This is a genomic window from Streptomyces sp. NPDC054841 (genome assembly GCF_053611045.1).
In genome coordinates, this window is sequence record NZ_JBSGZO010000014.1 from 18,516 (window position 1) to 39,208 (window position 20,693).

Genomic DNA, 20,693 nt, shown 5'->3' on the forward strand with positions numbered 1-20,693 from the left:
ATGTACGCGCCCGTACGTACGTGTGACGATCGGGGCATGCCAGTCGCCGCCGCCCGTCCGCCCGAGACCGAAGAGCCCGCCGTCCGCAAGCTGTACCGCAGCGCCGACGGGCGCTGGCTGGGCGGTGTCGCGCGCGGGCTCGCCGGGCATCTCGGGCTGCCGGTGATCTGGGTGCGGCTGGTCTTCCTCGGCCTGTTCATGGCGGACGGACTCGGCGCGCTGCTGTACGCGGTCTTCTGGATCGTCGTCCCGCTCGGTGTGGGGGGCAGGTCCGTCGAGCCCAAGCCCGTCTTCGAGACGACCCCCGACGGCAGACGGCGGCTGCGCAAGCCCGACAGGGGCCAGCTCTTCGCGATGATCGCGCTGCTGGTCGGCGCGGTCGTCTTCGTCACCAATGTCGACATGGGCGGCTCCGCCAACCGCTATGTGTGGCCGGTGCTGCTGATCGCCGCCGGTGTCGTCCTGGTGTGGCGGCAGGCCGACAACGCCCGCCGGGCCCAGTGGGCGGGCGACGACCGGCGCCGCAGACTGCTGCAGCTGGCGCGCGGCCTCGCGGGCGTCGCCCTGGTCGGTATGGGCCTGACCGTCTTCATGGTCGTCCGCGGCTCGGCGGCTCAGCTCGGCAACGTACTGACGGCGGCGATCGCCGTGATCGTCGGCGTCGGTCTGCTCGCGGGCCCCTGGCTGGTCCGGATGACCCAGGACCTCTCCGAGGAGCGGCTGATGCGCATCCGCGCCCAGGAGCGCGCCGAGGTCGCCGCCCACGTCCATGACTCCGTCCTGCACACCCTGACCCTGATCCAGCGCAGCGCGGACGACGCGGGCGAGGTGCGCCGGCTCGCCCGCGCCCAGGAGCGCGAGCTGCGCAACTGGCTGTACAAGCCGGAGGGCACCGGCAAGGACGAGGACGAGGAGCCCGCCACCCTCGCCGACGCGGTGAAGAAGGCCGCTGCCGAGGTCGAGGACAAGCACGGCGTCCCGCTGGAGGTCGTGGTCGTCGGCGACTGCCCGCTCGACGAGAAGCTGACCGCACAGATGCAGGCCGCGCGCGAGGCGATGGTGAATGCCGCGAAGTACGGTGGCGAGGGGGGCCCCGTTCGGGTGTACGCGGAGGTCGAGGGCCGTACGGTGTTCGTCTCGGTGCGGGACCGGGGGCCCGGCTTCGACCCGGATGCGGTTCCGGAGGACCGGATGGGCGTACGAGAATCGATCATCGGCCGTATGCAGCGCAACGGCGGGACGGCGCGCCTGCGGTCGGTGCCCGGGGAGGGCACCGAAGTGGAGCTTGAGATGGAGAGGGCGGACGGATGACCGAGCAGACCGACGGAGCCGGTGGGACTTCGGAGCGTCGTGTACGGGTCGTGCTCGTCGACGACCACCGGATGTTCCGCGCCGGTGTCCAGGCCGAGATCGGCCGGACCGACGAGACGGGCGTCGAAGTGGTCGGCGAGGCCGCCGATGTCGACCAGGCGGTCACCGTGATCACGGCGACCCGCCCCGAGGTGGTGCTCCTCGACGTCCATCTGCCGGGCGGCGGCGGCGTCGAGGTGCTGCGCCGCTGCGCGAGCATGATGACGGCCGCCGAGCGTCCGGTCCGGTTCCTGGCGCTGTCCGTCTCGGACGCCGCCGAGGACGTCATCGGGGTGATCCGCGGCGGCGCCCGCGGCTATGTCACCAAGACCATCACCGGCACCGACCTGGTCGACTCGATCTTCCGGGTGCAGGACGGCGACGCGGTCTTCTCGCCACGGCTGGCCGGGTTCGTCCTCGACGCCTTCGCCTCGACGGACGCGCCGCCGGTGGACGAGGACCTGGACCGGCTCACCCAGCGCGAGCGGGAGGTGCTGCGGCTCATCGCGCGCGGATACGCGTACAAGGAGATCGCGAAGCAGCTCTTCATCTCCGTGAAGACGGTGGAGTCGCACGTGTCGGCCGTGCTGAGGAAGCTGCAGCTGTCGAACCGGCACGAGCTGACGCGGTGGGCGACGGCACGCCGGCTCGTGTGATGCGGCCGGGCGTGCACGCATGTGGCGTTGCGGCTGTGCACGCACGCGGTGCTGCGGCTGTACGTGCATGCGATTCAGCCATGCACATTCGGGAATCTGTGATGAAACTGCCGCACGACCGTGGCAACCAGGGCGGGTCAGGCTCCATCTGACTGTCCGTGATGAGTTTGACCGGGACACCCTTCTTCGTGACCGCGATCGTGCTGGCCGTGGTCGCCGTACTGCTGCCGCTGGCCCTGTGGAGCCGGGTGCGCGGACCCGCCCTGGTGCGCGGCAGCGTCCGGCTGATGATGCTCGGCTTCGCGCAGGCGACCGCGCTCCTCGTGGTCTTCATTTCCGTGAACAACAGCTTCAGCCTGTACGACAGCTGGGACGACCTGCTGGGCACGGGTGACCATGTCACGACCGCGAAGGACCTCGGGAAGGACGGCATGGGCGGGATCCGCTGGGCCGATCTGCCGAAGACCAAGCAGACCTTCAAGCGCGCCACGGACCCGATCGTCGGGGAAGGGGTGCAGGTCACCTCGCTCACCGGGCAGGTGTCGGGCGTCCAGGGCGAGGTGTACGTCTGGCTGCCCCCGCAGTACGACCAGCCCGCCTACCGGAACACGAAGTTCCCGGTCGTCGAGATGCTGCCCGGCTATCCCGGCTCCTCCAAGGCCTGGTTCGGCACGCTCAAGGTGCAGGAGCAGCTCAGGCCGATGATGGAGCGCGGCGAGGTCGCGCCGTTCATCCTCGTCGCCCCGCGCACGACCCTGATCGGCCGCTCGGACACGGGCTGCGCCAACATTCCGGGCAAGATCAACGCGGACTCGTGGCTCAGTGTCGACGTCCGCAAGATGGTCATGGACAACTTCCGCGCCACGCAGAAGCCCGGCGGCTGGGCCGTCACCGGATACTCGGCCGGCGGCCACTGCGCGGCGAAGCTCGCCGTCGCCCACCCCGACCGCTACCGCGCCGGCGTGAGCCTGTCCGGCTACAACGACCCGGCCGCCGAGAAGAGCTCCCTCGCCGCCCACGACCCCGAGCTGCGCCGCGCCAACAACCCCCTGCGCATCCTGGAGTCCGCCAGGACCGCCCCGCGCACGGCTCTCTTCGTCTCCGGCGCCCGCGGCGACGGCTACGAATCGGGCCTTGCGCTCCGGGCAGCCGCCAAGCTCCCGACGAGTGTCGACGTCTTCGAGATCGGCGGTGCCCACGACACCGGCGAGTGGAAGCGCCAGGTCCCCGATGTCTTCCGCTGGCTGACCCGCCAGGTCACGTACGAACGCGGTCCGAACCCGTCGGCGGCGGGTCACTGACCCGGGCCGTGAGCACGGGCCGGCAGAATCCGCTGTCCTGCGGCGTGTGCCAGGTGACGTCGGTGAAGCCCGCTTCGGTGGCGTAATCGGTGAGCCGCCGCCGGGCCAGCGCCCAGTAGGCCGTACGGCGCCGGCGCCAGGTACCACGGGGTGCCCGGGGGCTCCCTCACCCCGGAAGAGTGAAGTCCGCCTTCTCCGCCACGCGCCGGTAGCCGATGCCCGCGTAGATGCGCTCGATGTCGGCGTCGCCCGGCTCCAGCCAGACGGTGCGGATCCCGCGGGAGAAGGCCGCCGTGGTCAGAAACGCGGAGACCACGGCGCCGATGCCGCGCCGGCGGAAGGGGGCCGCCACGGCGAGGCCGCCGAGTTCGCTGAGGCCGTCGACGGGCGCGGAGCAGCCGCCCGAGGCGACGGGGGTGCCGTCGGGCGCCGTGGCGAGGGCTGCGACGCCACCGCGCTCGGACGCCTCCCGCAGCCAGCGGATCTCACCCTCCACCGGTTCGCCCGTCCCTCCGTACGCGAGGTGCTGGACGCCGGCCGCGGCGACGTATTCCGCGGGTGCGGACGGCTCGGTGACGGTGATGCCGTCCACCGGCTTCGGCGGCCGGAGGTCACCGGGCGCGCAGGCCAGCAGAGGCGCGCGGTTGGTGACCGTGAACCCGGCCGCCAGCAGCGCCGATTCGGTGCCGGGAGCGGTGGACGGCAGGAACTCCAGCCGCGGCACCCGGTCCAGCTCCCGGAACAGCGCGACCATCGCCTCGACATCGGCGGCCGACGCAGCCGCGCCCGCGTCGGGGATCGCGTAATTGGCGGGCGGGATCTCCCAGTCGGGGTTGTACCGCACCGTGAACGGGCCCACCCGCCGGTGGTGCGGAGAACGCAGCGTCAGCGTGCGTGAGGAGTTCTGTATGTCATGGGCGATCGATTCCATGAAGCCGGGATGCTACGCGACCCGCGTCGCCCCCGCGTACGGCATTTCGTCGATCGGCGCGATCCGGACCGGCGCCCCCGGGCGCGGTGCGTGGATCATCCGGCCGCCGCCGATGTAGAGGCCCACATGGGAGATGCCCGAGTAGAAGAAGACCAGGTCCCCGGGGGCGAGTTGGGACCGCGGGACGCTGCGGCCCGCGTTGATCTGGGTGTACGTCGTGCGGGGGAGGGAGACGCCCGCGGCGCGCCAGGCGGCCTGGGTCAGGCCCGAGCAGTCGTACGCGGAGGGCCCGGTCGCACCCCAGACGTACGGCTTGCCGAGCGCCCCGTACGCGTACGTCACGGCCTGCGCGGCACGCGCGTTGGCCGCCGGGGCGCCGGGGACGGTCCTGGCGGCGTCCCGGTCCGCCCGGCCCGTCGGTGTGCCGTCCTGGCCGTTGTACGCGGCGCGCTGTGCGGCGGTGAGCTGTGCCAGCAGCGTCTCGGCCGCCGCGAGCTTCTTCCGTATCGTCGTGCGATGCCGCGCCAGCTCCGCCTGCCGCTCCTGAAGCTCGGCGAGCCGCTCGCCCGCCTCGGAGCGGACCTGCGCGATCTCCCTCAACTGCCGCCGGACCCCGGCGATCGCCGCGGCCTGCCGCTCCCCGGCGCGCTCCGCCAGCTCCGCGCCCACCAGATAACGGGCCGGGTCGGAACTGAGCACGAGCTGCACGGCGGGGTCGATGCCGCCGGCCCGGTACTGCGCGGTGGCGAGGGAACCCAGTGCGTTGCGGGAGGCGTTGAGCCGGTCCGTACGCCGTGCCGCCTCGTCCCGCAGCTCGTTCGCCGAGGCCTTTGCCGCGTCGGCCTTCACCTTCGCGCCGTTGTACTTCTCGGTCGCCTCCTCGGCCTCTTCGTACAGTTTGTCGGCCTTGGCCTTGACCTCGTCCGGGGTGAGGAGCGGTTCGGCGTGCCCGGCCCCCTCGAAGACGGTGGCGGTTGCGGCGCCGGCGAGCGCGAGGGTGGCGGAGAGGCGGGCGGCGGGGCCGGAGAGCGTGCGCTGCCTGGGTTTGCGGTGCGCTGCCACGAGGGAGCCAGTCCTTCCGTAGGGTCCGCCGGTACGGGTACCGGCGGCGGACCGCACAGGGGAGACGGTCCACCGCCGGCTCTTTCGGCGGGGGCGACCGGCTGCCGTCCGGGTACGGGACGGTGGTGAGAGCCGGCCACCTGGGGGAGGACGCTAAACCTCGGGGTTACGACACGGCGGCGTCCTGACCGGTATTGGTGGGAGATGGACCGGCCGGGGTCACTTTCGGATCGTACGGCTAGGCTCCGGTGCCATGGACGTACTCATCAATGTCTTCGTCGCCCTGCACATCATCGGTATCGCGTCGCTGCTCGGCGGCTTCCTGACCCAGATGAAGGCCATGGGCGAGGGGACGGCGCGCTTCACGCCCGCGATGCTGCACGGTGCGCTGACCATGCTGGTCACGGGCGTGGTGCTGGTGGGGCTGAATCAGGCGGACGACCAGCCGGTGAACAACCTCAAGATCGGCATCAAGCTCGCGGTGCTCGTGGTGATCCTCGCGCTGGTCTACGTCAAGCGGGACGAGGAGAAGGTGGACAAGGGGGCGTTCGCGACGGTGGGCGCGCTGACGCTGGCGAACATCTTCATCGCGACACTCTGGACGTGATGCGGCCCGGGTCCAGGAGGTTCCTGGCGACCCGGGGGATTTTGGGGTCCGCGCCGGTCGGCCGAGCCCGAGCCGCTCATGCCGCAACTCCCCTTGGTCAAAGGCCGGTTGCGGCGTGAGTCGGGCGCCGTGCGACGGATTCCACCGGCGCGGCATCCGCAAGCCCGGCATCCGCAAGCCCGGCTCACGCAAGCCCGGCTCACGCAAGCCCGGCTCACGCAAGCCCGGCTCACGCAAGCCCGCTCGGCGTGGCCTCTAGGCGGGGCGGACGCTCCCGTAGATCGGCATGTAGTAGATCGACTCCTCGCGGACGTTCGCACCCGGCTTCGGGGCGTGGATCATCATGCCGTCGCCGATGTAGATGCCGACGTGGCTGATGTCGTCGTAGAAGAAGACCAGATCACCCGGGAGGAGATCCTTCGTCGCCACCCGCTGTCCGACCTCCACCTGGTCCCAGGTGGTCCGGGGCAGATCGACGCCGGCCGCCTTCCAGGCGGCCTGGGTGAGCCCGGAGCAGTCGTACGAGCTGGGGCCGGTCGCGCCCCAGACGTACGGCTTGCCGATCTGGGCGCGGGCGAAGGAGAGGACCTTCTCGGCCTTGGCCGCGTACGAGTCGGTGCCCGTGCCGGTGCCGGTGCCGGTGCCGGTGCCCGTACCTGTGCCCTGGTTCTGCTCCTGCTCCTGCTGTGCGCGCTCCTGGCGCAGCCGCTCCGCCTCCGCCTCGGCTTCCGCCTCGGCTTCCGCCTTGGCCTGTGCCTCGGCCTTGCGGCGGGCCTCTTCCTCCCGCTTCCGCTCCAGCGCCTCGAGCCGCGCCTTCTCCTCGGCGGTCAGCTGGGACAGCAGCGCCCGCGCCTCGGCGAGCTTCTTCTGGACGGTCTGCTTGCTCTCACGCAGCGTCTGCTGCGAAGCGGTCAGCGACTCCAGGCTCTTGGTGGCCCGCGCGCGCTGCTTCGCCGCCGCGGCCTGCTCGGTCTCGAAGTCGGCGATGGCGCTGCGCTGCTGGTCGGTCAGCCGGTCCATCAACTGTGTCTGGTCGAAGTACGCCTGCGGGCTGTCGGCGAAGAGCAGCGCGGCGGTCGGGGCCACCGCACCCGTGCGGTACTGGGCGGCCGCGTACGAACCGAGGGCCCGGCGGGACTCGTTGAGGGAGTCCGTGCGCTTGGCGACGTCGTCGAGGATCGTGTCCACCGCGCGGCGCTGCTTCGCGGTGGCCTCCTGCGCCCGGTTGTAGTCCTGGGTCGCGGAGCCCGCCTGCCGGTACAGGTCGTCGACCTTCTTCTGGACCTCTTCGATGCTCGGTTTCGGGTCGGCTGTCGCGTTCTGGGTCGAGAGCAGCGTCACGCCCGCCAGGGCGGCCGTCGTGAACCCGACGGCGGATGAATTCGTACGAGTACGGCTGCGCGGCTTGCGATGCGACGCCAAGGCCGGCATCTCCTTCCGTGGACCGCCTACCGGGTTAGCTGTCGGGTTCGGACGGAACGGAAGGCTGTCCTACGGGCCGAGTGGAGTGCGGCCCGATTCACCCCAGTTGTACATATCTGGTGGGTCCCCGGCTCCGAACTCCCCTGCGGAAGGCCGGATTCGGCGCAGGCTGCCCGATTGGCGTAGGTCGCCGTTGGCAGTACGGGCCGCCTGGGCGAGCACGCTAGCCAAACTGTGTTGCTGTTGTGAAGGACGATGTTCGATATGCCCGATACATTTCCGTGACCTTGGCGTGTCGTGGCCGAGACGTGACGGTATGTGATCGGTTCCGGCGTTGCGCTCCGGCTCGGTGAGTGTGGTGAAGGCGGCGGCGGGCTGTCAGTGGGGCGGCCTAGACTCATAGAGCGATGAGCAGCCTCTTTGATGACAGCTTCCTGGCGGACCTCCAGCGCACCTCGGCCCCGGAGGAGCACCCGCCGCCCGAGCCCGACGAGCACGACGAGCACCCGCCCCACGAGGAGGTCCCGCACGACCTCTTCGAGGGCGCTTTCGACGCGCCTCCGGCCCGCGACGCGTACTACCGGGACGGGGCGCCGCGCCCTGCCGTGGACCCGGCCGCGCTGCTCGAGGGGCTGAACGAGCAGCAGCGTGCCGCCGTCGCGCACCAGGGCTCGCCGCTGCTCATCGTCGCCGGCGCCGGCTCGGGCAAGACCCGGGTGCTGACCCACCGGATCGCCCATCTGCTGGCGACCCGCCATGTGCACCCCGGCCAGATACTGGCGATCACGTTCACGAACAAGGCCGCGGGCGAGATGAAGGAGCGCGTGGAGCACCTCGTCGGCCCGCGCGCCAACGCCATGTGGGTCTCCACCTTCCACAGCGCCTGCGTCCGCATCCTGCGCCGCGAGAGCAAGAAGCTCGGCTTCACGTCGTCGTTCTCGATCTACGACGCCGCCGACTCCAAGCGGCTGATGGCCCTGGTCTGCCGCGATCTGGACCTCGACCCGAAGCGCTACCCGCCGAAGTCCTTCAGCGCCAAGATCTCGAACCTGAAGAACGAGCTGATCGACGAGGAGACCTTCGCCGACCAGGCCGCCGACGGTTTCGAGAAGACGCTGGCCGAGGCCTACCGGATGTACCAGGCGCGGCTGCGCGAGGCCAACGCGCTGGACTTCGACGACATCATCATGACCACCGTCCATCTGCTCCAGGCGTTCCCGGACGTCGCCGAGCACTACCGGCGCCGGTTCCGCCATGTCCTCGTCGACGAGTACCAGGACACCAACCACGCCCAGTACACGCTGGTCCGCGAGTTGGTCGGGACGGGGTACGAGGACCTGGAGCCGGCCGAGCTGTGCGTCGTGGGCGACGCCGACCAGTCGATCTACGCCTTCCGCGGTGCCACGATCCGTAACATCCTCCAGTTCGAGGAGGACTACCCGGACGCGACGACGATCCTGCTCGAGCAGAACTACCGCTCGACCCAGACGATTCTCTCCGCGGCCAACGCCGTCATCGAGCGCAACGAGAGCCGCCGCCCCAAGAACCTGTGGACGAACGCGGGCGCGGGCGCGCAGATCACCGGCTATGTCGCCGACACCGAGCACGACGAGGCCCAGTTCGTCGCCGACGAGATCGACCGGCTGACGGACGCGGGCACTGCCAAGGCCGGCGATGTGGCGGTCTTCTACCGGACGAACGCGCAGTCCCGTGTCTTCGAAGAGATCTTCATCCGCGTCGGCCTGCCCTACAAGGTCGTCGGCGGCGTGCGCTTCTACGAGCGCAAGGAGGTCCGGGACGTGCTGGCGTATCTGCGGGTCCTGGCCAACCCGGAGGACAACGTCCCGCTGCGCCGGATCCTGAATGTGCCCAAGCGCGGCATCGGCGACCGGGCGGAGGCGATGATCGACGCCCTGGCGCTCAGGGAGAAGATCACCTTCCCGCAGGCGCTGCGCCGCGTCGACGAGGCGTACGGCATGGCGGCCCGCTCCGCCAATGCCGTCAAGCGCTTCAACACGCTGATGGAGGAGCTCGGGACGATCGTCGAATCGGGCGCGGGCCCGGCGACGGTCCTGGAGGCCGTGCTGGAGCGGACCGGTTATCTGGCCGAGCTCCAGGCGTCGACCGATCCGCAGGACGAGACACGCATCGAGAACCTGCAGGAACTCGCCTCGGTGGCCCTGGAGTTCGAGCAGGAGCGCGGGGAGCCTGGCGGGCGGGAAGGGGCGGGTGCGGGCACGCTCGCCGAGTTCCTGGAGCAGGTCGCGCTCGTCGCCGACTCCGACCAGATCCCTGACGAGGACGAGGAGGGTGCGGGCGTCATCACGCTCATGACGCTGCACACGGCGAAGGGCCTGGAGTTCCCGGTCGTGTTCCTCACCGGCATGGAGGACGGCGTCTTCCCGCACATGCGGGCGCTGGGTCAGACCAAGGAGCTGGAGGAGGAGCGGCGTCTGGCGTACGTGGGGATCACCCGTGCCCGCGAGCGGCTCTATCTGACGCGGTCGTCGATGCGGAGCGCCTGGGGCCAGCCCGCGTACAACCCGCCGTCGCGCTTCCTGGAGGAGATCCCGGACGCGCATCTGCAGTGGAAGCGCACCGGGCCCATGGCGGCGCCGGCGGGTCCGACGTCCGGGATCACGTCTTCGCTCTCGTCGTCCCGGTCGCGCTCCGGCCCTTCGGGCTTCGCCACGCGGCGTACGACGGACAAGCCGGTGATCGCGCTGGCGGTCGGGGACCGGGTCACGCACGACCAGTTCGGACTGGGGACCGTGATGGCGGTCACCGGCTCGGGTGCGGACGCGCAGGCGACGATCGACTTCGGTGACACCAAGCCGAAGCGGCTGCTTCTGCGGTACGCACCGGTCGAGAAGCTGTAGGGAATCGGTTCGGGGGCGGGGGCTCGGCTTCCGCCCCGGGCCGCGGGCAGGGTGCGCGGGCCGGAGCCGGAACTGGGACCGCGGTGCGGCCTGGAGCCGGGACTGGGACCGCGGTGCGGCCCGGAGCCGGGACTGGGACCACGGTGCGGCCCGGACTTGCCCTAGGTCGGGCTGAGGCCGTGGCTGCGCAGCCACGGCAGCGGGTCGATCGCGGACCCGCCGCCCGGCCGGACCTCGAAGTGCAGGTGCGGGCCGGTGGAGTTGCCCGAGTTGCCCGAGTACGCAATGACCTCGCCGGCCTTGACCGATCCCGAGCGGATCTTGGTGCTGCTGAGGTGGCAGTACCAGGTCTCCGTGCCGTCGGCGGCGGTCACGATCGCCATGTTCCCGTACGCGCTGTTCCACTGGGTGCGCACGGTGCCGTCCGTCGCGGCCATCACCGGCGTCCCGTACGAGACGGGGAAGTCGATACCGGTGTGCATGGACATCCAGTTGACGCCCGCCTGGCCGTAGTACGCGCTCAGCCCGTGCTGAGCGACCGGCAGCGCGAACTTGGGTCGCAGTGCCTCGCGCCGGGCGGCTTCCTCCTCGCGCTTTTTGCGCTCGGCCTCCTGGCGCTCCTTGAGGTCGATGCGCTCCTGCGTGCGGCTGGCGCGGTCACCGAAGTCGCGGGCGTCGGCGCTGAGCGCCGCGAGCTGGGTGTCCAGCTTGTTGTTCGCGGCGACGGGCTTCACGGACGACGGATCGGCGGCCGTGACCGCGGTGTCGGCGTCCTTCGTCTCCCCGCCGCTGGTGAGTCCGCCGACCGAGGCGGCGGCGACACCGGCGACGCCCATCACGCAGGCGGACGGTACGGCGACGGTGAGGAGCGCGGAGCGCTTGGCGGGGGTGCGGCGACGTCCGCGGCTGCCACCGGCCCGGCGTACGGGGCGGATCGGTACGGCGGCGGAGGGGATGACGGCGGGCGCGGTGGCGGTGTCGGCGTCGGCGACAAGCTCGGAGTCGGAGTCGGAGTCGGTGTCGGTGTCGGCGTCGTAGTCGTGGCCGGAGTCGTAGTCGGCGTCGTGGTCGCCGTCGGACTCGTAGCCGTAGTCGTAGTCGGAACCGGTCGCGGCCGTGGGGTCGGCGTCGAACTCGTCCGCGGGGGAGAACTGTTCAGGGATGACGGCCTCGGTGAGGTCCTGGTGGCCGTCGTACACCGGATACTCGGCGTACTCCGCAGGCTCTGCGTGCTCCGTGTGGCCGAGGTGCTGCTCTGCAGAGTGCTCGACGTGGTCGAGGTGCTGCTCCGCGTACCCGATGTGCTCGGCGTACTGCTGGGTGTCGACGTACTGCGGATACGCGGCCGTGGCTTCAGCCGAGACCTCCGCGCCGGAGTTCCAGGCGGTGGCGTCATACGTGCCCGTTTCGTACGCCGATGCCGTGCCGTACCCGGCCGCCGGCCACTGGCCGGTCGTGTCGTACGCGAAGGTGGCCGCGGCCGTTTCGTACTGCCCTGTCGCGAACTGCCCTGTCTGGTTCCAGGCGTTGGCGTCCCACTGGCCGGTGGTGTCGTACTGCGTGGCGTCGTACTGCTGCGGGTATGCCTGCTGGTGCGCCTGCGCGTCGAAGGTGTCGTAACCCGTCGCGGAGCCCGTGTTCCACTGCGTGGCGTCGTACTGTCCGCTGTGTCCGCCGTGCCCCGCTTCGTAACTGCCCGGCAGGGCGCCGAAGAGCGGGTCGGTGTCGAAGCTGCCGGTGGCGTACGCGTCGTACCCGGCGTTGGGGTGCTGGTCGTTCACCAACTTCTCTCTCGCCTCGGCAGCAGGACCAAGATCTGGGGGTCACCCCACGGCGGGGGTCCCAGAGGCAAAGCAGTGGCGCGACTGTACCCGGCGGTACGCGACGCCGACAATCTTCGGCAGGTTTTGAGGGGACGGGAAACGGGCATTCGGCCGTCTTTCGGCGGACTGCGGGCACAGCTTTGGCCTTACGTTCGACTGTTGTTCGACTTCAGGCGACCGAAACGGCGCCCGAGGCTCCGGCCTCCGCGTCGGACGATTCGAGCGCCTCACGGATGCCTGCCGCGACGGCGGGATGGACGGGCAGCGCGAGATGGCCGATGCCGCTCACGCGGACGTTCCGCACGAGGAGATCGGGGTGCTTCAGGCAGGCCGTCTCGAGGGGCACCATCAGCTGGTCGAGGTCGCTCCAGAAGCAGACGAACCGCGTCCGGCACCCCGGGGCGGGCTGCCGCAGCTCTTCGAGCACGGGGGAGCCGGGGCGCATCTGGCGCACGATGGGGTGGGCGCTCGCGAGCGGGGCGACGCTGGTGCCCGAATGGGGAGTGCCGAGGGTGACGAGAGTGCGGACGCGGCGGTCTCCGCCGAGCCGCTGGACGTAGTAGCGGGCGATCAGGCCGCCGAGGCTGTGCCCGACGATGTCGACCTCACGATGGCCGGTGCGCTCGCAGATCTCCTCGACGTGGCGGCCGAGCAGCTCGGCTGCCGTCCGTATGTCGCACGTCAGCGGGGAGTAGTTGAGCGACTCCAGATGGTGCCAGCCGTGCCGGGCGAGGGAGCGGCGCAGCAGGACGAAGACGGAGCGGTTGTCGACGAAGCCGTGCAGCAGGACGGCGGGCGGACGCGACGGGTCCTGGGCGGTCGGCAGGGTCGTAGGCACCGGTGACGCCGATGACGCCGCGCCGGACGCCGATGACGCCGCGCCGGACGGCGGTGATGCCGCGCCGGACGGCGGCAGCGGGGCTTGGCGCTCATGGGAGATGCCCGACGGGTACAGGATCAGATGCCCGGCGAGGATCGCCAGCTCAAGGGCGGTGGCCCGGAGCAGCGCGATCGACAGCCGTATCCGCAAGAGCGGCAGGAAACCCATGGCCGACCTCCCGAATGGCGCACGGGTCGACGGCTCCGTCCCCCGTATGCCCTCATGGGGCTGCCGACAGGGCCCACCGCCGCGCCGCGCGGCTGGCGGCACAGTGGTACGGCGACCGAGTAGCGGCTCCCCTTGCGATCGCCCCGGCTGCGACTGGGTGGTGCACGATGCGGGTACGACGCATAGCGAACATGTCCCACGTGTGATTTCCCCCTCGCTATCCGCCGCGAAACGGCAGGTTGCGGGATGCTGTAGATAACGTTCGTTCACCTCCCCGGCCCGTACAGGCGTGGGGACCCGTGCCAATGACGGCGCAGTCGGTATGTGGAGGCAGTGATGGGTGTGACCGGTCCGATCCGCGTGGTGGTGGCCAAGCCGGGTCTCGACGGCCACGATCGCGGCGCGAAGGTGATCGCTCGGGCGCTGCGGGATGCCGGTATGGAGGTCATCTACACCGGGCTGCACCAGACCCCCGAGCAGATCGTGGACACCGCGATCCAGGAGGACGCCGACGCGATCGGTCTCTCCATCCTCTCCGGCGCGCACAACACGCTCTTCGCGAAGGTGCTCGAGCTGCTGAAAGAGCGCGACGCGGAGGACATCAAGGTCTTCGGCGGCGGCATCATTCCGGAGGCGGACATCGCCCCGCTGAAGGAGAAGGGTGTCGCGGAGATCTTCACTCCGGGCGCGACGACGGCGTCGATCGTGGACTGGGTGAACGCGAACGTTCGCCAGGCGGCGGACGCCTGACCAACCCCTGGGACGGGTGCCCCGCACCGTGGGCGCGGGTCGCCGTCCTGCGGCCGCCACCGGTGGGGGTGTGCCGGTGAGGCGGGGCCGACCCGGACAAACCCCCTGTCGCCGGCTACGGGTGCAGTTCCGAGTGCATCGTCGCGCGGAGGCGGAGCGTCGAGACGAGGCGTTGGAAGGCCTCGGACCAGTAGCCGCCCGCGCCGGGGGAGCCGCCCTCCGGTTCGTCCGGGGTGGCGGTGAGGAGGTCGAGGCGGCTCGCCTCCGCCGGGTCGAGGCAGCGCTCGGCGAGGCCCATGACGCCGCTGAAGCTCCACGGGTAGCTCCCCGCGTCCCGCGCGATGTCCAGTGCGTCGACCACCGCGCGGCCGAGCGGCTCGGCCCAGGGCACCGCGCAGACACCGAGCAGCTGGAACGCCTCCGACAGACCGTGCGCGGATATGAACGCGGCGACCCACCCCGCCCGCTCCTCTTCCGGCAGTGTCGCCAGCAGCTTCGCCCGCTCCGCCAGCGATGACGTCCCGGGTCCGGTCGACGGCGGCTCGGACGGGGCGCCGAGCAGGGCGCGGGCCCACTCCGGGTCCCGCTGCCGCACCGCCGCCCGGCACCACGCCGCGTGCAGCTCGTCGCCCCAGTCGTCGGCGACGGACAGGGACACGATCTCCTCCGGGGTGCGCCCGCCGAGCCGCTGCGGCCAGGTGGCCAGTGGCGCGGCCTCCACCAACTGTCCCAACCACCACGACCGTTCGCCCCGTCCGGACGGCGGCGTCGGGACGACCCCGTCGCGCTGCATCGCCGTATCGCATTCGTGCGGTGCCTCGACCGCGATCGCCGCCGTGCCCTCCGCGCGGTCCAGTCCGATGCAGCTGACGGCCCGCGCGGCCATCCGGCCGGCGAGCGCGGAGTGCGGCAGCGCGGACAGCAGCTCGGCCGCGGTCGTCCGGACATTGCGGCTGCGGTCGGACAGTGCCTGCTCCAGGAACGGCTCGTCCGCGTCGGACAGGCCTGTACGCAGCGAGTCCAGGAACATCAGCCGGTCCTCCGCGCGCTCGGTCTGCCAGGTGCCGGTGAGCAGCGTGAGCGCCGCCGCCGGATCGTGAGCGCGTACGGAGGCGAGCAGGGCGACCCGCTCGGCGAACAGGCCCTCCTCCCACAGCCGCCGGACAGCCTCCGTGTCCGTTGGGGCGGGCAGGGCGGAACCTCCCCCAGAGCCTCCGGCCTGGGAGGACCCCCAGGTACCACGCAGGGCGAACTTCCAGTCCGCGTTGAGCCGGGCGAGCCAGAGGCCGCGCGGGCCTGCGAAGCGCAGGGCGAGGGGCCGCAGATCGGTGCGGGCACGGGCCGCGTCGAGCAGGGCGGGCAGCACGGAGGCCGGGGCGCGGTAACCGTGCTCGTTGGCCGCGGCGAGCCACTGCGGCAGCAGTTCCGTGAGGTCGGGGGCCGTGCCGCGGCGGCCTCCCGCGCCCGTGGGCGCGGCCCGGTCGGCCAGCAGCAGGGCGAGTCTCCGCCGGGCGGGCTCGGGCAGGGCGCGGCGGTCGTCGTGCGGTGCGGGCTCCGGCCGCGGCCCGGCCGGCGCGGGCCGTAGCCCGGCTCTCCGCCGCACGGTGTGCAGCGCAGCCGCGTCCAGCAGCGCGACGGGCGCCTCTGCGCCGGGCGTCAGGACGCCGGCCGGCGGCGTCCGCCGGTCGGTGCCGAGAAGAGCGGAGGTCACGAGCTCTTCCCAGACGGTCGTGCGGGTGGTGCTGGTCATCGGTCCTCCGTGGTGCGTTCAGGTGAGGGTGACCGTCTCGGGGGTCTCGTCGGACCAGGCGGCCAGCGGTGTGAAGCCCCGGTGACCGCATTCGCCGAAGACGGTGACCGGGCTGCCGCCGGAGAGCGCGGCGAGTCTCCACAGTCCCGGCCGGGACAGTGCGGTGGGGGCGACCGGCAGTGCGGACTCCCCGTCCGCGTCGGCCAGTTGCCATCCGTCGTCCGCCGGGACCGGTATGACACCGGTCAGCGTGACCGGCCAGGAATCCAGCCATGGGTCCTCGCGCAGGGCCGCCCCGTACGCGGCGAGCGCGTCGTCCGTGGAACCGCCCGGCGGTGGCGCCTTGATCGGGACCGGGACGCCGAACTGCTCGCCCAGGTCGACTCGCAGCTGCCCCGCGCCCGCGTACGGCACCAGTTCGGCGTCGATCATCAGGCCCGCGGGCAGGGCCTGCTGCGGTGCGCGGCCGGCCGCGCCGAAGGAGAGCAGCAGCGCCGTCCGCCCGGTCTCCCGCCCGTACAGCCAGATGCGCCGTGTGGTGATCTTGGCATCGGCCGAGTCGTACTGCGCGAGCACCAGCCAGTCGTCCCTGACCGCCGGCCCTTCGGCGGGCGCGGTCAGTCCGACCCTCGTCCGCACGGTCGCGGCCAAGGGCTCCGGCAGCCGCTCGATGTCCAGCCAGGCCCGGTCGAGGAGATGCACAAGCGCGCTCTCCTCCAGCAGGCGCACGGGCCAGCCGGGCCCGGATCCCGGTATGGCGCCCAACTCCCTTACGCGTCCGGCCAGTCCGGGCGCCTGCGCGTCGACCATGCGGGCGGCCGTCTCCTCCCACAGGCCGTATCCCGACTGCTCCGCCGAGGCCAGCCCGCCGCGCACGAGATCCGCCAGCCGCTGCTCCAGCTCCGTCGCCCCCGCGGTGATACGGCCCGCCCGGCGCTCCGCCCTGCGCCGCGCCGCCTCCGGGTCCGCGGTCTTCGCGGACGGCCCCTCGCCCGCAGCCCGCTCCTCCTTCTCCGCCGTGCGCTTGCGTCGACCCGCCAGCCACTCGTCGGCCCAGTCCGGTGCCTCGGAGTCCCGGACGGTCTCGTCGTCGCCCGCCCAGAGCAGCAGCAGCCCGAGCGCGTGCTTGCACGGGAACTTCCGGCTCGGGCAACTGCACTTGTACGCCGGTCCCGTTGTGTCCACGATTGTCTGGTACGGCCTGCTGCCGCTGCCCTTGCACAGGCCCCAGACGGCCCCCGAGCCGCTGCTGCCCGCATCGGACCACGGCCCGGCCGCACCGAGCTTGCTTCCCGCCTTGCGTGACGAGGCATCAGGAGCCAGAGCCAGCACCTGTTCCGCCGTCCAGCGCACCCCCTGCTGATTCATGCGAGAAACGCTAGGGGTCCCCACTGACAATCGGTTCTGACCTGCGGAAGCTTGGGACCGAGGAGTCCGGAGCGGGTGTCGCGGCCGCGACACCGCATCGCGATGTCCCCGATCACCGGCAACTCGGCTCCAGCGCCCCTTTCTTCAGCCCCGATCACGGCAACGGCCTGCGGATACGGCTGATTGTCAGTGGCATGGTGCACGGTGGAACCCACATCCGGTCGATCGATCTGGAGGGGGATCCATGACCGTGCCCGAAACCAGCGCAGCCACCGGCACCGAGGCCCTGCGGCCCCATGCCGAGGACGCCTTCGCCGACGAACTCAAGGCACTGGCGGCGTCCGACGACCGGCCGCGGCCGGCCCGCTGGCAGCTGTCGCCGTGGGCCGTGGCCACCTATCTGCTCGGCGGCACACTGCCCGACGGGACCGTGATCACGCCCAAGTACGTGGGACCGCGCCGGATCGTCGAGGTCGCCGTCACGACGCTCGCCACCGATCGCGCGCTGCTCCTTCTCGGCGTTCCCGGCACCGCCAAGACCTGGGTCTCCGAGCATCTCGCCGCGGCCGTCAGCGGAGACTCCACGCTGCTCGTGCAGGGGACGGCGGGCACGCCCGAGGAAGCCATCCGCTACGGGTGGAACTACGCCCAGCTGCTCGCCCACGGCCCCAGCCGTGACGCGCTGGTGCCCAGCCCCGTCATGCGCGCGATGTCGGAAGGCATGACCGCGCGTGTCGAGGAGCTCACCCGCATCCCGGCGGACGTGCAGGACACGCTCATCACGATCCTGTCGGAGAAGACCCTGCCCATCCCGGAGCTGGGCCAGGAAGTGCAGGCCGTCCGCGGCTTCAACCTCATCGCCACCGCCAATGACCGCGACCGCGGGGTGAACGATCTGTCGAGCGCGCTGCGCCGCCGGTTCAACACCGTGGTCCTGCCGCTGCCCGCGACCCCGGAGGCGGAGGTCGACATCGTCTCCCGGCGCGTCGACCAGATCGGGCGCTCGCTCGAACTGCCTGCCGCGCCCGAGGGCGCCGACGAGATCCGCCGCGTCGTCACGGTCTTCCGCGAGCTGCGCGACGGCGTCACTGCGGACGGGCGCACGAAGCTCAAGTCCCCTTCGGGGACGCTCTCCACGGCCGAAGCGATCTCCGTCGTCACCAACGGGCTGGCGCTCGCGGCGCACTTCGGCGACGGAGTGCTCAGGCCGGGCGACGTGGCGGCGGGCATCCTCGGAGCGGTCGTCCGTGACCCGGCGGCGGACCGCGTCATCTGGCAGGAGTACCTGGAGACGGTCGTTCGCGAGCGGGACGGCTGGAAGGACTTCTACCGCGCCTGCCGCGAGGTGAGCGCATGACCTCACGGACGGCGACGCCCGTACGGCCCGCGGTCCCGGCGCCTGTCACAGCCGCAGGCGCGGAGAGGACATGGCCAAGTGACGGTCCACTCGTGCTCGGGGTGCGGCATCACGGGCCCGGGTCCGCGAGGGCGGTGCGGGCCGCGCTGGAGGCGGTGGAGCCCAGGGCGGTGCTGATCGAGGGCCCGCCCGAGGGGGACGCCCTGCTGCCGCTCGCTGCCGACGACGGCATGGCCCCGCCGGTCGCGCTGCTCGCCCACGCCGTGGACGACCCGGGCCGGGCCGCGTTCTGGCCGCTCGCCGAGTTCTCCCCGGAGTGGGTCGCGATCCGCTGGGCGCTGGCGCACGAGGTGCCCGTACGGTTCATCGACCTGCCCGCCGCGCACTCCCTGGCGGCCGCCGCCGATCCCACCTGGGGCGATGAGGACGAAGTCGTCGGCGGCGAGGCGACCCTGCGGATCGACCCGGTCGCAGTGCTTGCCGAGACCGCCGGATACGACGACCCCGAGCGCTGGTGGGAGGACGTGATCGAGCACCGCGGCGCCGCGTCCACGGCGGGCGGCGCGGGCCCGGGCGACCCGCTCGCGCCGTTCGCCGTGCTCGGCGAGGCCATGGCCGCGCTCCGCGAGACGTACGGACACGGCGGCCACCCCCGCGACCTCGTCCGTGAGGCCCATATGCGGATCCAGCTGCGCGCGGCACGCAAGGAGTTCGGGGACGAGGTCGCCGTCGTCTGCGGCGCCTGGCACGTCCCCGCGCTGACCGGGAAGTCGACGGCCACCGCGGACCGCGCGCTGCTCAAGGGCCTGCCCAAGGTCAGGACCGAGATGACCTGGGTGCCCTGGACGCACCGCAGGCTCGCCCGGCACAGCGGATACGGCGCGGGAATCGACTCGCCAGGCTGGTACGCGCATCTGTTCAGCGCCCCCGACCGCCCCGTCGAGCGCTGGATGACCAAGGTCGCCGGACTGCTCAGGGACGAGGACCGGATGGTCTCCTCGGCCCATGTCATCGAGGCCGTCCGGCTCGCGGAGACGCTCGCCGCGATGCGCGCCCGTCCGCTCGCCGGACTGAGCGAGACGACCGACGCGATCCGGGCCGTGATGTGCGACGGCTCCGAGGTGCCGCTCGGACTGATCCAGGACGCGCTGATCACCGGCGATGTGCTCGGTGAGGTCCCGGACACGGCCCCGGCCGTACCGCTGCAGCGCGACCTGACCCGCCTCCATCGCACCCTGCGGCTCAAACCCGAGCTGCTGGAGCGGGAGTTGGAGCTCGACCTGCGCAAGGAGACCGACGCGGAGCGAAGCCGGCTGCTGCACCGGCTGCGGCTCCTGGGCGTCGGCTGGGGCACACCGACGGCGGGGCGCGGATCGGCCGGCACGTTCCGGGAGACGTGGCGGCTGCGCTGGGACCCCGAGCTGTACGTCAAGGTCGCCGAGGCGGGCGTCTGGGGCACCACGGTGCTCTCCGCCGCGACCGCCAAGGCCGAGGGACAGGCCGCGTCGGCGACCGCGCTCGCCGACGTCACGTCGCTCGCGGAGCGGTGTCTTCTGGCCGAACTGCCCTACGCGCTCCCCGTCGTGATGCAGGCCCTCGCCGACCGGGCCGCCCTGGACGCGGACGTCGGCCACCTCGCCCAGGCCCTGCCCGCGCTCGCGCGCTCCCTGCGCTACGGGGACGTGCGCGCGACGGACACCGCAGCCCTCGGCGAGGTCGCGGCCGGTCTCGCCGAGCGCATCTGCGTCGGACTGCCGCCCGCCTGCACCGGGCTCGACGCGGACGGAGCCGCCGAGATGCGCGGCCATCTCGACGGCGTCCACACGGCGATCGCACTGCTTCCGAAGTCCGAGGAGCTCAGCGGCCGCTGGTCGGGCGTCCTGCGCAAGGTCGCGGTGCGGGACGCCGTGCCCGGGGTGATCCGAGGGCGCGCGGCCCGTCTGCTGCTGGACGACGGGCGGCTCGCCGAGGACGAGGCCGCGCGGCTGATGAGCCTGGCGCTCTCGCCGGGCACCCCGCCCGCCGACGCCGCGGCCTGGATCGAGGGCTTCGTCGGCGGGGCGTCGGGAGGCGGAATGCTCCTGGTCCACGACGAGCGGCTCCTCGGACTCGTCGACGCCTGGCTGGCATCCGTCCCGGCGGACGCGTTCACCGACGTACTGCCGCTGCTGCGGCGCACGTTCTCGGCGTACGAGCCGGGCGTACGCCGCACCCTGGGGGAGCTGGTGCGGCGCGGCCCGGCCGGCGGCGGACCGGCGCGCGGCGAAGGGGGCGTGCCCGGATTCGGGGCCTGGCTCGACGAGGAGCGGGCGGACGCGGTGCTGCCCGTACTGCGGCTGATCCTGGAGGGGGAGCACGTATGACAACACCGGAGACCGTGGGGGAGCAC

Annotated in this window: 15 protein-coding genes and 1 riboswitch; of the genes, 8 read left to right on the forward strand and 7 right to left on the reverse strand. The window is 71.9% G+C overall.

From position 1 onward, the window contains the following. Positions 1–36: 36 nt before the first annotated feature. The 3 genes from ACWGI8_RS03790 (at position 37) to ACWGI8_RS03800 (ending at position 3,307) form a co-directional block, all read left to right on the forward strand. Positions 37–1,311, forward strand: coding sequence for a PspC domain-containing protein (locus tag ACWGI8_RS03790; RefSeq protein WP_453658388.1), 1,275 nt, complete (start codon positions 37–39; stop codon positions 1,309–1,311). Further along, positions 1,308–2,006, forward strand: a complete 699-nt coding sequence (locus ACWGI8_RS03795) for a LuxR C-terminal-related transcriptional regulator (protein WP_453658390.1) — start codon at positions 1,308–1,310, stop codon at positions 2,004–2,006. The genes ACWGI8_RS03790 and ACWGI8_RS03795 overlap by 4 nt, the downstream gene beginning before the upstream one ends. A 161-nt stretch (positions 2,007–2,167) precedes the next feature. Beyond that, entirely contained in the window at positions 2,168–3,307 is a 1,140-nt protein-coding gene (locus ACWGI8_RS03800; RefSeq protein ID WP_453658392.1) for an alpha/beta hydrolase, read from the forward strand. A gap of 166 nt (positions 3,308–3,473) precedes the next feature. On the opposite strand, the gene ACWGI8_RS03805 is transcribed toward ACWGI8_RS03800, so the two are convergent. Together ACWGI8_RS03805 and ACWGI8_RS03810 are read right to left on the reverse strand one after the other, a co-directional pair. After that, positions 3,474–4,238, reverse strand: a complete 765-nt coding sequence (locus ACWGI8_RS03805) for a GNAT family N-acetyltransferase (protein ID WP_453658394.1) — start codon at positions 4,236–4,238, stop codon at positions 3,474–3,476. Between the two features lie 12 nt (positions 4,239–4,250). Then, complete coding sequence (locus ACWGI8_RS03810) at positions 4,251–5,300, reverse strand: NlpC/P60 family protein (protein WP_453658396.1); 1,050 nt, start codon at positions 5,298–5,300, stop codon at positions 4,251–4,253. A gap of 253 nt (positions 5,301–5,553) precedes the next feature. Between ACWGI8_RS03810 and ACWGI8_RS03815 the strand changes: the two genes are divergently transcribed. Beyond that, the gene (locus ACWGI8_RS03815) at positions 5,554–5,907 is read left to right on the forward strand and encodes a hypothetical protein (protein WP_453658398.1); all 354 of its coding nucleotides are present in this window, start codon (positions 5,554–5,556) and stop codon (positions 5,905–5,907) included. Between the two features lie 255 nt (positions 5,908–6,162). Here ACWGI8_RS03815 and ACWGI8_RS03820 read toward each other — a convergent pair whose 3' ends face one another. After that, entirely contained in the window at positions 6,163–7,338 is a 1,176-nt protein-coding gene (locus tag ACWGI8_RS03820) for an NlpC/P60 family protein (protein ID WP_453658400.1), read from the reverse strand. Then, a riboswitch (cyclic di-AMP (ydaO/yuaA leader) is annotated at positions 7,337–7,504 on the reverse strand. Its footprint overlaps the gene before it by 2 nt. 232 nt (positions 7,505–7,736) lie before the next feature. Between ACWGI8_RS03820 and pcrA the strand changes: the two genes are divergently transcribed. Continuing rightward, positions 7,737–10,208 carry a DNA helicase PcrA gene (pcrA, locus tag ACWGI8_RS03825; protein ID WP_453658402.1) on the forward strand — a complete coding sequence of 824 codons (2,472 nt, stop codon included), beginning with the start codon at positions 7,737–7,739 and terminating at the stop codon, positions 10,206–10,208. 161 nt (positions 10,209–10,369) lie between these two features. Here pcrA and ACWGI8_RS03830 read toward each other — a convergent pair whose 3' ends face one another. Both ACWGI8_RS03830 and ACWGI8_RS03835 read right to left on the reverse strand, forming a co-directional pair. After that, a complete protein-coding gene (locus tag ACWGI8_RS03830; RefSeq protein ID WP_453658404.1) occupies positions 10,370–11,989 on the reverse strand; it encodes a M23 family metallopeptidase in 1,620 nt (539 codons plus the stop codon). 211 nt (positions 11,990–12,200) lie between these two features. After that, the gene (locus ACWGI8_RS03835) at positions 12,201–13,079 is read right to left on the reverse strand and encodes an esterase/lipase family protein (protein ID WP_453658406.1); all 879 of its coding nucleotides are present in this window, start codon (positions 13,077–13,079) and stop codon (positions 12,201–12,203) included. Positions 13,080–13,415: 336 nt separating this feature from the next. Between ACWGI8_RS03835 and ACWGI8_RS03840 the strand changes: the two genes are divergently transcribed. Continuing rightward, on the forward strand, positions 13,416–13,829 hold the full coding sequence (locus tag ACWGI8_RS03840; RefSeq protein WP_453658408.1) for a cobalamin B12-binding domain-containing protein: 414 nt from the start codon (positions 13,416–13,418) through the stop codon (positions 13,827–13,829). Between the two features lie 115 nt (positions 13,830–13,944). Here ACWGI8_RS03840 and ACWGI8_RS03845 read toward each other — a convergent pair whose 3' ends face one another. After that, positions 13,945–15,579 (reverse strand): DUF5691 domain-containing protein, encoded by a 1,635-nt coding sequence (locus ACWGI8_RS03845; RefSeq protein WP_453658410.1) that lies wholly within the window; start codon positions 15,577–15,579, stop codon positions 13,945–13,947. Between the two features lie 18 nt (positions 15,580–15,597). Beyond that, positions 15,598–16,947 carry an SWIM zinc finger family protein gene (locus tag ACWGI8_RS03850; protein ID WP_453658412.1) on the reverse strand — a complete coding sequence of 450 codons (1,350 nt, stop codon included), beginning with the start codon at positions 16,945–16,947 and terminating at the stop codon, positions 15,598–15,600. Between the two features lie 244 nt (positions 16,948–17,191). Here ACWGI8_RS03850 and ACWGI8_RS03855 point away from each other — a divergent pair, with 244 nt between their 5' ends. Both ACWGI8_RS03855 and ACWGI8_RS03860 read left to right on the forward strand, forming a co-directional pair. Then, on the forward strand, positions 17,192–18,304 hold the full coding sequence (locus tag ACWGI8_RS03855) for an ATP-binding protein (RefSeq protein WP_453658414.1): 1,113 nt from the start codon (positions 17,192–17,194) through the stop codon (positions 18,302–18,304). Next, positions 18,301–20,667 (forward strand): DUF5682 family protein, encoded by a 2,367-nt coding sequence (locus ACWGI8_RS03860; RefSeq protein WP_453658416.1) that lies wholly within the window; start codon positions 18,301–18,303, stop codon positions 20,665–20,667. Before ACWGI8_RS03855 ends, ACWGI8_RS03860 begins: the two co-directional genes overlap by 4 nt. Positions 20,668–20,693 lie beyond the last annotated feature (26 nt).

What these genes read in the sequence shown, in the direction of transcription:
- ACWGI8_RS03835 (WP_453658406.1), bottom strand. Translation starts at nt 13,079, where the DNA reads ATGGGTTTCCTGCCGCTCTTGCGGATACGGCTGTCGATCGCGCTGCTC.
- ACWGI8_RS03800 (WP_453658392.1), top strand. Translation starts at nt 2,168, where the DNA reads ATGAGTTTGACCGGGACACCCTTCTTCGTGACCGCGATCGTGCTGGCC.
- ACWGI8_RS03815 (WP_453658398.1), top strand. Translation starts at nt 5,554, where the DNA reads ATGGACGTACTCATCAATGTCTTCGTCGCCCTGCACATCATCGGTATC.
- ACWGI8_RS03855 (WP_453658414.1), top strand. Translation starts at nt 17,192, where the DNA reads ATGACCGTGCCCGAAACCAGCGCAGCCACCGGCACCGAGGCCCTGCGG.
- ACWGI8_RS03790 (WP_453658388.1), top strand. Translation starts at nt 37, where the DNA reads ATGCCAGTCGCCGCCGCCCGTCCGCCCGAGACCGAAGAGCCCGCCGTC.
- ACWGI8_RS03805 (WP_453658394.1), bottom strand. Translation starts at nt 4,238, where the DNA reads ATGGAATCGATCGCCCATGACATACAGAACTCCTCACGCACGCTGACG.
- ACWGI8_RS03845 (WP_453658410.1), bottom strand. Translation starts at nt 15,579, where the DNA reads ATGACCAGCACCACCCGCACGACCGTCTGGGAAGAGCTCGTGACCTCC.
- ACWGI8_RS03820 (WP_453658400.1), bottom strand. Translation starts at nt 7,338, where the DNA reads ATGCCGGCCTTGGCGTCGCATCGCAAGCCGCGCAGCCGTACTCGTACG.
- ACWGI8_RS03860 (WP_453658416.1), top strand. Translation starts at nt 18,301, where the DNA reads ATGACCTCACGGACGGCGACGCCCGTACGGCCCGCGGTCCCGGCGCCT.
- ACWGI8_RS03840 (WP_453658408.1), top strand. Translation starts at nt 13,416, where the DNA reads ATGGGTGTGACCGGTCCGATCCGCGTGGTGGTGGCCAAGCCGGGTCTC.
- ACWGI8_RS03850 (WP_453658412.1), bottom strand. Translation starts at nt 16,947, where the DNA reads ATGAATCAGCAGGGGGTGCGCTGGACGGCGGAACAGGTGCTGGCTCTG.
- pcrA (WP_453658402.1), top strand. Translation starts at nt 7,737, where the DNA reads ATGAGCAGCCTCTTTGATGACAGCTTCCTGGCGGACCTCCAGCGCACC.
- ACWGI8_RS03795 (WP_453658390.1), top strand. Translation starts at nt 1,308, where the DNA reads ATGACCGAGCAGACCGACGGAGCCGGTGGGACTTCGGAGCGTCGTGTA.